General features: G+C 47.5%; 11 protein-coding genes and 1 other annotated feature. Of the genes, 4 read left to right on the forward strand and 7 right to left on the reverse strand.

Annotated features, from left to right (window positions below):
• Positions 1-99: 99 nt before the first annotated feature.
• From leuS to FQV28_RS03585, 4 genes are all read right to left on the reverse strand, one after another.
• Entirely contained in the window at positions 100-2511 is a 2412-nt protein-coding gene (gene leuS, locus FQV28_RS03570) for a leucine--tRNA ligase (RefSeq protein WP_146494232.1), read from the reverse strand.
• A gap of 130 nt (positions 2512-2641) precedes the next feature.
• Positions 2642-2848: a binding site (T-box leader), on the reverse strand.
• A gap of 45 nt (positions 2849-2893) precedes the next feature.
• Entirely contained in the window at positions 2894-3550 is a 657-nt protein-coding gene (locus tag FQV28_RS03575) for a 3-oxoacid CoA-transferase subunit B (protein ID WP_146494233.1), read from the reverse strand.
• Between the two features lie 18 nt (positions 3551-3568).
• Positions 3569-4261: a CoA transferase subunit A gene (locus FQV28_RS03580; protein ID WP_146494234.1), complete on the reverse strand. Its 693-nt coding sequence runs from the start codon at positions 4259-4261 to the stop codon at positions 3569-3571.
• 170 nt (positions 4262-4431) lie between these two features.
• Positions 4432-5628, reverse strand: a complete 1197-nt coding sequence (locus tag FQV28_RS03585) for an MDR family MFS transporter (protein WP_146494235.1) — start codon at positions 5626-5628, stop codon at positions 4432-4434.
• Between the two features lie 156 nt (positions 5629-5784).
• Here FQV28_RS03585 and mnmL point away from each other — a divergent pair, with 156 nt between their 5' ends.
• The 3 genes from mnmL to FQV28_RS03600 all read left to right on the forward strand — a co-directional run bounded on the left by mnmL (position 5785) and on the right by FQV28_RS03600 (position 8965).
• Positions 5785-6738: a tRNA modification radical SAM protein MnmL/YtqA gene (gene mnmL / locus FQV28_RS03590; protein WP_146494236.1), complete on the forward strand. Its 954-nt coding sequence runs from the start codon at positions 5785-5787 to the stop codon at positions 6736-6738.
• Positions 6735-7298, forward strand: coding sequence for a tRNA 5-(aminomethyl)-2-thiouridylate-methyltransferase MnmM (mnmM, locus tag FQV28_RS03595; RefSeq protein WP_146494237.1), 564 nt, complete (start codon positions 6735-6737; stop codon positions 7296-7298). The genes mnmL and mnmM overlap by 4 nt, the downstream gene beginning before the upstream one ends.
• 188 nt (positions 7299-7486) lie before the next feature.
• Complete coding sequence (locus FQV28_RS03600) at positions 7487-8965, forward strand: protein adenylyltransferase SelO (RefSeq protein ID WP_146494238.1); 1479 nt, start codon at positions 7487-7489, stop codon at positions 8963-8965.
• Between the two features lie 30 nt (positions 8966-8995).
• On the opposite strand, the gene FQV28_RS03605 is transcribed toward FQV28_RS03600, so the two are convergent.
• Both FQV28_RS03605 and FQV28_RS03610 read right to left on the reverse strand, forming a co-directional pair.
• Positions 8996-10009 carry an LLM class flavin-dependent oxidoreductase gene (locus FQV28_RS03605; RefSeq protein WP_146494239.1) on the reverse strand — a complete coding sequence of 338 codons (1014 nt, stop codon included), beginning with the start codon at positions 10007-10009 and terminating at the stop codon, positions 8996-8998.
• A 21-nt stretch (positions 10010-10030) separates the two neighbouring features.
• Positions 10031-10834, reverse strand: coding sequence for an alpha/beta hydrolase (locus FQV28_RS03610; protein ID WP_146494240.1), 804 nt, complete (start codon positions 10832-10834; stop codon positions 10031-10033).
• 108 nt (positions 10835-10942) lie between these two features.
• On the opposite strand from FQV28_RS03610, the gene FQV28_RS03615 reads away from it, so the two are divergent.
• Positions 10943-11458, forward strand: a complete 516-nt coding sequence (locus tag FQV28_RS03615) for a gamma carbonic anhydrase (RefSeq protein WP_146494241.1) — start codon at positions 10943-10945, stop codon at positions 11456-11458.
• 841 nt (positions 11459-12299) lie between these two features.
• On the opposite strand, the gene metK is transcribed toward FQV28_RS03615, so the two are convergent.
• Entirely contained in the window at positions 12300-13499 is a 1200-nt protein-coding gene (gene metK / locus FQV28_RS03620; RefSeq protein ID WP_186763773.1) for a methionine adenosyltransferase, read from the reverse strand.
• Between the last annotated feature and the right edge of the window lie 50 nt (positions 13500-13549).

The raw sequence follows: 13549 nt of genomic DNA on the forward strand, positions 1-13549 counted from the left end.
AACTGGAATCGGCTTCGCAGCTTAGGTTTGTCTGCCGCAAATATGCTTCCTAATAAAAAGCCTGTCCTTCAGCACTCAGCTCTCGGACAGGCGAAATTATTAAGCTACTACGATATTGATCAACTTTCCTGGAATCGCGATGACTTTGCGGATTTGTTTGCCTTCTGCCGCTTTTTGTACGTGCTCGTCGGCAAGTGCCGCTGTTTCCAGTTCTTCTTTTGTACTGGCTTTGGCAACAACCAGTTTCGTTTTTACTTTGCCGTTCACTTGAACCACAATTTCAACTTCGTCCGAAACCAATTTCGATTCGTCGAATGCCGGCCATGCTTCATAAGCGATGCTTCCGCTGTGGCCCAATTTCTCCCATAGTTCTTCCGCTACGTGAGGTGCGATTGGAGACAGGAGTTTCACAAAGCCTTCAACGTATTCTTTTGGAATCGAATCGGCTTTATAGCCTTCATTGATAAAGACCATCATTTGCGAAATAGCTGTATTGAAGCGAAGCGCTTCAAAGTCTTCCGTCACTTTCTTGACCGTCTGGTGGTAGACTTTTTCAAGTTTGCCGTCATTGGCTTCAACCACTTTCCCGCTCAATTGGTCTTCTTCCATAAGCAAGCGCCATACGCGGTCAAGGAAACGGCGAGAACCGTCAAGGCCATTTGTCGACCAAGCGATCGACGCTTCAAGCGGCCCCATGAACATTTCGTACATGCGAAGCGTGTCTGCTCCGTGGCTTTCAATGATTTGGTCGGGATTCACGACATTGCCTTTGGATTTCGACATTTTTTCGTTGCCTTCTCCTAAAATCATTCCTTGGTTGAACAATTTTTGGAACGGCTCTTTTGTTGATACGACACCGACATCGTAAAGCACTTTATGCCAGAAGCGCGCATACAACAAATGAAGTACTGCATGCTCTGCACCGCCGATGTAAACATCTACCGGCAGCCAGCGCTTCAAAAGTTCAGGATCTGCAAGCACTTCGTCGTTAGTCGGATCGATAAAGCGCAAGTAATACCAGCAGCTGCCGGCCCATTGCGGCATCGTGTTCGTTTCACGGCGGCCCTTTAATCCCGTTTCCGGATGAACAACATTGACCCACTCCTCGATATTGGCAAGCGGCGATTCACCGGTTCCGCTCGGTTTTATATCGGTAGTCACCGGAAGCGTCAATGGCAAGTCTTTTTCATCAACAGCAGTCATTGTGCCGTCTTCCCAGTGGATGATCGGAATCGGCTCGCCCCAGTAGCGCTGGCGGCTGAATAGCCAGTCGCGAAGGCGGTACGTGATTTTCTTTTCACCGACGCCGTGTTCTTCAAGCCACGAAATCGCTTTGGCAATAGCTTCTTTTTTGTTCAGACCGTTCAAGAAATCGGAATTGATCAATTCCCCGTCGCCAGCATATGCTTCGGTTGAGATATCTCCCCCAGAAACAACTTCGACGATCGGCAAATCAAATTGCTTCGCGAATTCATAATCGCGCTCGTCGTGCGCTGGAACTGCCATGATGGCGCCTGTTCCGTAAGTTGCAAGCACATAATCCGCAATCCAGATCGGCATTTTTTCGCCGCTTACCGGATTGACCGCGTAAGCTCCTGTAAATACGCCGGATTTGGTTTTTGCCAAATCAGTCCGTTCCAAATCGCTTTTCGTTTTCACTTCATCGATATAAGCTTCAACCGCTTCTTTTTGATCAGCCGTCGTAATCTCAGCCACCAATTTATGTTCCGGTGCCAAAACCGCATAGGTTGCACCAAAAATCGTGTCCGGACGCGTTGTGAACGCTCGGAAAGAATGCCCGTTGCCATCCACTTGGAATTCAAGTTCCGCCCCTTCGGATTTCCCGATCCAGTTGCGCTGCATGTCTTTCAGGCTTTCCGGCCAGTCAAGTTCATCCAGATCTTCAAGCAGACGGTCTGCGTACTCGGTGATGCGCAACACCCATTGGCGCATCGGGCGGCGCTCAACCGGATGTCCGCCGCGTTCGGATTTGCCGTCGACTACTTCTTCGTTTGCCAGTACTGTGCCAAGTGCCGGGCACCAGTTTACAGCCACTTCATCCACATAGGCGAGGCCTTTATTGTACAGCTGGATGAAAATCCACTGTGTCCATTTATAATAAGCCGGATCCGTCGTATTGATTTCACGGTCCCAATCATATGAAAAGCCAAGTTCCTGAATTTGGCGCTTGAACGTTGCGATGTTCTTCTCAGTAAACTCAGCAGGATCATTTCCGGTATCAAGTGCATATTGTTCAGCAGGCAGGCCAAATGCGTCCCAGCCCATTGGATGAAGGACGTTATAGCCTTGCATGCGTTTCATGCGGCTTAAAATATCCGTTGCTGTATAGCCTTCTGGATGGCCTACATGTAGCCCGGCACCCGAAGGATACGGGAACATATCAAGAGCGTAAAATTTCTCTTTGGACTCGTCGTTGTCCATTTTGAACGTTTTGTTGTCGGCCCAATATTTCTGCCACTTTTTTTCAACTTCTTTGTGCTTGAATGTCATGTCCAGTTCCTCCTCATTAAAAAGCGGAAACGGCCAAAAGGCCGGTGTTGCTTGTTGAACCTAACTCCCCCGCTCTAGAAAGCTCGGCATTTATAGCAGAATAAATAAAAACTCCCGTCCCTTAAATAAAATAAGGGACGGGAGTTTTCCCGCGGTACCACCCAAATTAGCGATCGCTCGCTCAACTTGACTCCTTAACGCGGAAAACGGTGTATCTTACTCTAGTTCACATACACTGACTCCAAGGCGAGTTCAATTGCGCTTTTCGCCGGCTCACACCACCCGCCGGCTCTCTTGGGAAAAAAAGCAATCTACTGATCCTCTTCGCTGTCATTTGCTATTGTTATTTATTTTAGACGAAGCACCGTTATTTGGCAATAGTTTAGGATACTTTAACATGATCTGTGTTAAGTGGCGCACCTGTCGAATCGATAATGTCCTGGACGCTATACCCTTCGAAAACTTCGGTCAGCACCAAGCCGTTCTCCGTCACTTCGATCACGGCGCGTTCGGTAATGATTTTATTGACTACGCCTTTGCCTGTCAGCGGCAGTTCGCATTGTTTCTTGATTTTCGCAGAGCCATCTTTTGATACATGGTCCATAATGACAATGACTTTTTTTGCCCCGTGGACAAGATCCATTGCACCGCCCATCCCCTTGATCATTTTTCCTGGAATCATCCAGTTAGCCAAATCGCCTTTTTCCGATACTTCCATCCCGCCGAGTATCGCCACGTCGATATGGCCGCCGCGAATCATTGCAAACGATTCAGCACTTGTGAAAAACGCAGAACCGGGAATCGTCGAAACCGTTTCTTTTCCGGCATTGATCAGATCCGGATCCACTTCGTCTTCTGTCGGATATGGACCGATGCCCAGCAAACCATTTTCAGATTGCAGCACAACGCTTTTGTTCTCAGAAATGAAGTTGGCGACTAGCGTCGGCATTCCAATTCCGAGATTGACGTAATCGCCGTCTTTGATTTCTTTTTCAGCACGCCTAGCTATGCGTTCTCTTACTAATTGTTTCTCATCCACAAGATTCCCCGCCCTTTCTTAAACTGTTCGAGTTGTTAAACGTTCAATGCGTTTTTCTTGTTTCGCCTGCAAAAGTCCTTGCACATAAATGCTTGGAGTGTGGACATGGTTCGGATCAATTTCTCCGGTAGCCACAATCTCCTCCACTTCGGCAATCGTTATCTTGCCTGCCGCGGCAGCCAAAGGATTAAAGTTTTGTGCCGTCTTGTTATAGACAAGGTTGCCCATTTTATCAGCTTTGGCAGCGCGCACCAATGCGAAATCCGCTCTTAACGCATGCTCAAGCACATATTCTTTGCCATCGAATTCGCGGATTTCCTTGCCTTCCGCAACAGTCGTCCCAACTCCAGCTGGCGTGAAAAACGCCGGGATTCCAGCTCCGCCAGCACGCATTTTTTCAGCTAAAGTTCCTTGCGGCGTCAATTCAACTTCAATTTCGCCGGACAGCACTTGTCGTTCGAATTCTTTGTTTTCACCTACATACGAACCAATCATTTTTTTGATTTGTTTATTTTTCAACAGCAATCCGAGACCCCAATCATCTACCCCGCAGTTGTTCGAAATTACAGTCAGATCAGTTACCCCTTTATCTACCAGCGCTAAAATCAATTGTTCCGGGATCCCCACTAAACCGAACCCGCCAACCATGATTGTCGCGCCGTCCTGTATTTGCTCCACTGCTTCTTGAGCAGATCCATAAATCGGTTTCATCCAAAGCCCCCCTTTTAAAATCCAGTGATTGAATCGTTCCGGTAAAGCGCTTTCATATACAATTTAAGCAAACTCTCCAATAAAAGGCAATCCGGAAAAGCGGAAGCAATTGAGTCAACCACTTCTAAATAAATAAAACCAGCGGCCCATTCCAGGCCGCCGGTCGCTTTTCACTGCATATAATTTTCTTGAAGCTGTTCTTTCTTCGCTCTTTTCAATGGATAATCGTATAAGAGCGAAGTGGCGATGGAAACGCTGACCAATAAAGTAATGACCAAGAAAAGCGCTGGCATTCCATACAAATCCACCATCAATCCTCCAAAAAGCGGGCCGATCATGCGGCCGCTTGTTGCTACGCTGTTGACAATGCCTTGATAAAATCCTTCTCGGCCTTTTGGCGCCAATTGGTTGGCAAGTGCCGGTACAGCAGGCCATACAAACATTTCGCCAATAGTCAAAATGACCATCGCGATAATGAACATACTGAATTCTTCAGCAAATGCGACCACGATATATGACACCATCATAATGATGATGCCGATCACCAACTGGCGTTTGATATTGTCTTCGATTCGTTTAATGATTGGTTGGATGAAGGGCTGGCCCAAAACGATCAATAAACCGTTGACTGTCCAAAGGAGGCTATACTGCGGAAGAGTGATTCCAATCTCCTGTGTATATGTGGAAATTGTGGACTGCCACTGGACATAGCCGATCCAGCAAAGCAAGTAGCCTATCGATACAATCATCAGTGCATAAAAAGGTGCAGCTTTGCGGATTTTCTTTTTCTCGTTAAAAACCGACGTATGGCTCATTGGCGAAATTGACAACGACTTGAATCCAAAACAGGCGATCAAAAAGAAAAGAATGTACATCCCTAAGTTCGCCGCAAAAATATAATCAAAACTGTATGCGGCCAAAAATCCTGCAAGTGCGGGACCGATTGCGACGCCGACATTTTGTGCCAGATAAATGGCATTGAACGCCTTTCTTCCGCCTTCTGGCCAGACAGTTCCCACCATTGCATACATGCTTGGAAAAACAATTCCCCCGCTAAAACCGATGATGGTATAAAAAACGGCAAATTGCATAAAATCGTGCCAAACCGTCAGACCAGTAAGCGCAAGTGTAGTCACGATGATTCCGCCCATGATAGAACGGTATCCCCCAATTCTGTCAAAAAGCAGGCCGCCAAGCAAGTTGCCGATAATTGCCGCTCCTGCGTTCACCATTAATACAAGCCCGGCAACCGACAAAGATTTCCCTAGATAATCATGCATATATATAGTAGTTAACGGCCATAAAAATGAATTCCCTGTAACGTTCACGAGCATTCCGATAATCAATAGCCAGACGCGTTTAGGCATTCCAGTCTTCCTTTCATTCTAAATTCCAAGAGTCATTGTATTCTTTTTAAAGCTTCCCGACAAGAGAAATATTTCGTGACCCGTAAAAACAGAGTTTTCTGCCGTTGAAGCCCTTTTTTAACACATGCTACAATACGATGAGAGGAGTTGTTTTTTATGGAAACTGCATTGCCCTTTTCTTCAAATGGCAAACGGTACTACACATGGAATCGCCATTTGCGCGACCATTTTGGCTTTAAAGTGATGAAAATTGCATTGGACGCCGGATTTGACTGCCCGAACCGCGATGGCACTGTCGCCCATGGCGGCTGTACATTCTGCAGCGTCGCCGGATCAGGTGATTTTGCCGGTGACCGGATTGATTCTATTCCGGTCCAATTCGAAAAAATAAAATCAAAGATGCACCAAAAATGGAAAGACGGCAAATACATGGCCTATTTCCAGGCCTATACAAATACGCATGCCCCGCTTGCAGTCATTAAAGAAAAATTTGAAGCGGCGCTTGAACAGGAAAATGTCGTCGGTTTGAGCATTGCAACGCGTCCCGACTGTTTGCCGGACGACGTTGTCGATTATTTGGCTGAGCTGAACGAACGCACCTATCTTTGGGTGGAACTAGGCTTGCAGACAGTCCATGAACGGACGGCATTGCTCGTCAACCGCGCCCATGATTTCTCTTCATATGTTGAGGGAGTTGAGAAGCTCCGCAAACGCGGCATCCGTGTTTGCACCCACATCATTAATGGCTTGCCGCTTGAAGACCGGGATATGATGATGGAAACCGCCCGCGAAGTGGCGAAGCTCGATGTGCAAGGCATCAAGATCCATTTGCTGCATTTATTGAAAGGCACGCCAATGGTCAAGCAATACGAAAAAGGCATGGTGGAATTTTTGGAAAAGCAGGAATACATCAATCTGGTCGCCGATCAACTGGAAGTGCTGCCTCCCCAAATGGTAGTCCAGCGCATCACCGGGGATGGTCCGATTGATTTGATGATCGGGCCGATGTGGAGCGTCAACAAATGGGATGTTTTGAACGGCATTGACACGGAATTATTGCGCCGTGAAAGCTGGCAAGGCAAACTTTTTACTGGGAGTGCGACATCATGAGCTTGCAGCGTGTTTTGCCTTTCACAAAAAGCTTGCTGGAACAAATTGTGGCAAGTGGCGACCGGGTTATTGATGCGACTGCCGGTAATGGCCATGATACGCTTTTTCTTGCCCAGCTTACCGGACCGGACGGCACAGTCTTTGCTTTCGACATCCAAAAAGAAGCGATTGAAGCGACGAAAACCCGTGTAGAAGGATTCCATCATGTCCGTCTGATCCATGACAGCCATGCGAAAATCAGCGAATATGTGGATTCCCCAATTTCTGCAGCGGTCTTCAATCTCGGCTATTTGCCAAAAGGCGACCACAGCATTATCACAAAGTCCCAAAGCACCCTTTCGGCTATGGAACAATGCCTAGAATTGCTCCAGCCGAATGGGCTGCTGTTAGTGGTCATTTACAGCGGGCATGAAGGCGGCAGTGAAGAACGGGATGCCGTTATGGAATTTGTCCGTACACTTCCCCAAACCAATTTCGACGTCTTGCAATATGGCTTCATCAACCAACAGCACTCACCTCCTTTTCTTGTTGCAGTTGAAAAGAAGCTTAAAAAAAATTAATTTCACCTATGAGAGAAGGACAGCTGTTTCAACATTGGCATCTGTCCTTCTTTTTTGATCTGCCATTAATATGATTTCGTCGGTTTTAGGGCTTTACCTTCACAGCAAAAGGGTATGTAGATAAGTAATAACAAACCAGCCGTTCCTGGATTCACGACATAAAAGCCAAAAAGAAGAAGGGGATTTTAATGACAAAGAAAATCGATAAAACCGAAATCGGATGGAATTTAGACAATAGTTATGCCAGCCTTCCGGATAAATTTTATACGAGCATGAACCCGAACCCTGTAAGCTCACCCAAGCTCGCCATTCTTAACAAGCCGCTAGCGGGCCACTTAGGATTGAACGCCGAGGCGCTTGAGAGTGAAGAAGGTGTAGCGGTGCTTGCCGGTAACCGGGCTCCTGAAGGAGGGAATCCTCTTGCCCAGGCTTATGCCGGACACCAATTCGGCTATTTGACAATGCTTGGCGATGGGCGCGCGTTGCTTCTTGGTGAACAAATTACACCAGATGGGCAGCGATTCGATATCCAGTTAAAAGGTTCAGGAAGAACAGCCTACTCACGCGGTGGCGATGGCCGGGCAGCGTTAGGACCAATGCTGCGTGAATACATTATCAGCGAAGCAATGCATGCTCTTGGCATTCCGACAACCCGCAGCTTGGCAGTTGTCGCGACCGGTGAAACCATTCGCCGTGAAACCGGATTTCTGCCTGGCGCTGTGTTAACCCGTGTAGCGGCCAGCCATTTGCGTGTCGGCACGTTTCAATATGCCGCAGGGGCAGGATCGATTGACGAGGTTCGGGCTCTTGCAGATTATGCCTTGCAGCGCCACTTTCCGGAAATTGATTCTAAGGATCCAGAGCGCTACTTGAAATTGTTCCAGGAAGTGGCCAAACGCCAAGCCTTATTAATTGCTAAATGGCAGCTAGTGGGCTTTATCCATGGCGTCATGAACACCGACAATATGGCGATCAGCGGCGAAACCATCGACTACGGCCCATGCGCCTTTATGGATGTTTATCACCCAAAAACGGTGTTCAGCTCGATTGACGCACAAGGCCGCTATGCTTACAACAACCAGCCGATTATCGGCGGATGGAACTTGGCACGTTTTGTGGAGACCTTATTGCCGCTCTTGCATGACGAGCAAGAAGAAGCGGTTGCAATCGCCCAAACCCAGCTGAAGGTTTATGCGGAACAGTTCCACGAAAATTGGCATGCTGGCATGCGTTCCAAGCTTGGCCTTTTCAATGAAGAAGCAGAAGATGAATCATTAATCGACGATTTGTTGAAATTAATGCAAGAACACGAAGCTGATTACACCAATACCTTTGTAGCTTTGACTTTCGGCAAACTGGAAGCGGCAGAATTATTCGAGGCACCTGAATTTACCGAATGGCATAGCCGTTGGCAAGAACGACTCAGCCGGCAGCAGCAATCAAAAGAAGAAGTACTAGAGTTGATGCGCAGCAGCAATCCCGCAGTCATTCCGCGGAACCACCGAGTAGAAGCCGCGCTTGAAGCTGCGGTCAAAGGAGATTACCGCGTTCTTGAACGCTTGCTTGCTGTTTTGGCAGATCCGTTTGCACACTCCACAGAACAGGCGGAATACGCCCAGCCGCCAGAACCAACAAGCGGTCCTTACCAAACATTTTGCGGCACTTGAAGTACAGTAAACTAAAAAATGCCAGGCGGATTAAGCCGCCTGGCGTTTTTTCATTTCTTCAGCAACCAATTGGAAGGTTTTTAGTTTCGCTTGGAAATCGTAAGCGATTGAGACTAGCATCACTTCATCCGCCCCGTAGGATGCGGCCAAATGTTCCAGCTTGTCCACCACTTGGGAAGGCGTTCCGACAATCATTCTCCGGCGGTTTTCTTCAACAAGGAGCCGTTCAAATTTAGAATATGGATAATTCATTGCTCTTTCCGGTGGCGGTGTGCCTTTTGACGGCATTCCTTGCGCACCCATAGCAAGCGCTAAATCCATTGATGAAGCCACGCGTTCCGCTTCCTCTTCCGTTTCCTGGCACACTACAAAAATGGCGACTCCTTGATAAGGGGCGCTGCCGCCATTAGAAACAAAGCGGTCGCGGTATGTACGCGCGAAACTTTGGCCGCCTTCCCCGTTGATAAACTGGGCGAACATATAAGGCAGCCCTTTTTCAGCCGCAAGTTCCGCTGAACTTTGGCTCGAACCCAATACCCAAATCGGCGGCGGCGATTCCGTGACAGGCGTTGCCTTCATTCCGTAATACTGGTGCTCTTCAGGAATGGAATCGGTCAAATACATGCGAAGATCGTCGATTTGGGCAGGAAAACGGCTAGCATCCCGCTTGCCGCCCTCATTCAGCGCGTAGCTCGCACGCGGCATGCCGCCTGGTGCCCGCCCGACGCCCACGTCAATACGCTTTGGATACAGCGCTTCAAGCAATTTGAAATTCTCTGCCACTTTAAACGCTGAATAATGTGGCAGCATGACCCCTCCAGAGCCAAGCCTGATTTTCCTAGTCACTGCACCTAAATGGGCAATGAGCACTTCCGGTGAAGATCCGGCGAGCGTCGTTGCATCATGGTGCTCAGAAACCCAGAACCGGGTATAGCCCCATTCCTCCGCTTTTTTCGCCAATTCAGCGGTTTGTTTTAATGCTTCTTGCGGGGTGCTGCCTTCTGATATAGGCGATTGATCAAGTATGCTATATTTCAAAACCATTGGTGTCCCTCCATATGCCCATCACTCTACTAGATACCCAAGCGAACGCAAGACATTCTTCATAAACAAATGCGATGATATGAAAATGTCTTCCCGCTCAGGTTCTTGGAACAAATCATGGTAGCAATTTTTCCATTCTTTAAAACTGAATTCAGTCAAATCCTGTTGCAAAAGCCATTGTTTTGCGGCGGCAATATCAATAATCTCATCTTTTTCACCTGTCTGGACAAACACCGGAATGTCCGGAAATCGATTTCTCCCTTGTTCAGTCCCCTTCATATACGCTTGCAGTTCATTATACCAACCAGCGGTAATCAATGTGTTGTATAAATTATCGTCGTTTTCTGCAACAATCACTTCAATATTCCGGGTCAGGTGGCGTACTTGGATATCATGATCCAATTTCATATTGGCCATCAACTTATGCAGCCCTGGCACCGATTTCGATAAGCTGAACGGGGTTTTTATTAGCTGGAGCCAAGGCGATGTGAAAACGGCTCCCGCCACAGCGAAAGAATTCTTGCTTAAAACGTTCATGGCGAGCGTTGCACCCAATCCATGGCCGACAACGAACACCGGCAAGCTGTCTTTATGCGCAGCTTCGACTGATAAGCGCACCGCCTGTTCATAATCATCAAACGATTCCTCGTGTACGAGCCCGACATCTATGCCTTCTCCATGTCCTGGCAAATCCCCCATGATGACGTTGAAATTCTGGGAACGCCACTGCTCGATTGGCCATGCGTACCGCAGGTGATGCTCGTAAGCACTATGTATAAGAACGATGACCGCTTTTGCCTGTCCAGCCGCTTCCCATTTCCACATCCAATCTTCCCCTTTCAAAATCAGCCATCTTGTTTTCCAAAATTTGACCTTTCTATTGGTTTTGATAAGATTAAAGCATCATTTATTTTCCTTAAAGGAGTTTTTCTTATGATTTATCCGTTCAAAGACAAGCATCCGTCCATCGATCCATCTGTCTTTATCGCTGATTTTGTTACGGTAACCGGAGACGTGACGATCGGCGGCGGCTCATCGGTTTGGTTTAATACCGTAATTCGCGGAGACGTTTCGCCGACCATTATCGGCAAGAACGTCAATATTCAAGATCTTTGCATGCTGCACCAAAGCCCTGGCAAGACCCTGCGGCTAGAAGACAATGTAACGATTGGCCACCAAGTGACTCTTCATAGTTGCACCATCCGAGAAGGTGCGTTAATCGGCATGGGATCCATCATTTTAGATGGTGCCGAAGTTGGCAAAGGCGCATTTATCGGTGCCGGCAGCCTCGTTCCTCCTGGGAAAGTGATCCCACCGGGAATGCTCGCGCTTGGACGCCCTGCAAAAGTTGTTCGCGAACTGCGTGAAGACGACAGAATCGACATGGAACGGATTGTCCGTGAATACGCAGAAAAAGGTGCTTACTACAAATCGCTTCAGCAAACTTAAAAAAGCCGTTTCGCTTCTTTATCTATTCCCTAAAAAATGAAATAAAATCGAAAATGTTTTTTTAGAATTTTTAGTTTTATTAGTATTTTCATCTTACCTTTTGCAACAGAAAAATTCAATTAGCATCAGATTTGTGAGTTATGCATAAAAAAAGACGACCAAAAAGGTCGTCTTTTTTCCAGCTTGTTGAGAAACTCTTGTTGCTCTTTTCATATTGCGCTCCAGACGGACGCTTTCCGCGGGGTGCGGCCTGAGCCTCCTCGCTCGCTTTGAAAACCTTGTGCTCCTGCATCGCTGCGCTAGTTTCGTCGCAAATGGGTTGGCAAATTACTTTTGCCCAACCCATTCCCTGCGGGGTCTCAGGACTCGCACCATTCCCGCAGGAAAAAACGGTGCTCCTGCATCGCTTCGCTGCTTCGTCGCAAACAAGTTGGTCGAACTCCCTTCGCCCAACTTGCTCGCCGCCTTCCGCTGCATGTCGCTTCTTTTCATTCGCTTTGGAGATGCTCTGCACTCCTGATTGTTTGAGCAAATTCGCTGGTAGTGTTTCCTTCTCTCTCGATAGGGAGCCAAGTGGCGGAGACGCCTGCGGGATAGCGAGACAGCCGAGACCCCGCAAGACGCGGAGCGGCTGAGGAGGCTTGGCGCTCGCCCGCGGCATTTAAAACATATGCTCCTGCGCAAGCTCGTCGCAAAGCTATTGGCCAAAATAACTTCGGCCAATAGCTTCGCAGCTGGTTGGCGAACTATCGGTTAAGGAATGCTCGCTCATACAACGTTAACTTTCTCAACAAGTTGAGAAAAAGACGACCAAAAGGTCGTCTTTTTTCTATATGTTTTATTAGATGCCAGCTTGCTCTTTCAAAATTGCGGCTTTATCAGTGCGTTCCCATGGAAGGTCCACATCTGTGCGGCCGAAGTGGCCATATGCTGCAGTTTGTTTGTAGATTGGGCGGCGCAGATCCAACATTTTGATGATTCCAGCCGGACGCAAATCAAAGTTTGCACGGACAAGATCGATCAAGGTTTCTTCGCTGACTTTGCCAGTTCCGAATGTATCGAACGCCAATGATACAGGGTGTGCTACACCGATAGCGTAAGCCAATTGTACTTCACAACGGTCAGCCAGTCCTGCAGCCACAATGTTTTTCGCTACATAGCGCGCAGCGTATGCTGCTGAACGGTCAACTTTCGTAGCATCCTTGCCAGAGAAAGCTCCGCCGCCGTGGCGTGCGTAACCGCCGTAAGTATCAACAATGATTTTACGGCCTGTCAATCCTGCATCACCTTGAGGTCCGCCGATAACAAAACGGCCTGTTGGATTGATGAAGTATTTTGTTTCTGCATCCATCAATTCAGCAGGAACAACTTCATTGATTACATATTCTTTAATATTGCGTTGAATTTGTTCAAGCGTTACTTCTGGATGGTGTTGAGTAGAGATGACGATTGTATCCACACGAAGTGGCTTGTTGTTTTCATCATACTCGATTGTTACTTGAGTTTTGCCATCCGGACGCAAGTATGGAAGAATTTCTTCTTTGCGCACTTCCGCTAACCGGCGCGCCAATTTATGAGCCAATGAAATCGGCAAAGGCATCAATTCTTCTGTTTCGTTATTAGCGTATCCGAACATGAGGCCTTGGTCTCCTGCACCGATATCATCCAGTTCTTTATCTGTCATTTGGCCTTCGCGCGATTCAAGCGCTACGTTAACGCCAGCAGCGATATCAGGCGACTGCTCATCAATAGATGTCAATACTGCGCTAGTTTCTGAGTCAAAGCCATATTTTGCACGTGTATAGCCGATTTCGCGAACTGTTTCACGCACTACTTTTGGGATATCTACATATGTAGAAGTTGTAATTTCTCCCGCTACAAGCACTAGCCCAGTAGTGACAGTTGTTTCGCACGCTACGCGCGCATTTGGATCTTCTTTTAAAATGGCATCCAAAATAGAATCTGAGATTTGATCGCAAATTTTATCCGGATGTCCTTCTGTTACAGATTCTGATGTGAATAATCGACGGTTTTTCAAAATGTGTATTCCTCCTTATATCCTGCGAGATTGCTCTCGAAATTGATCTGATA

This window comes from Planomicrobium sp. CPCC 101079 (assembly GCF_007859275.1).
Lineage (GTDB): Bacteria > Bacillota > Bacilli > Bacillales_A > Planococcaceae > Planococcus.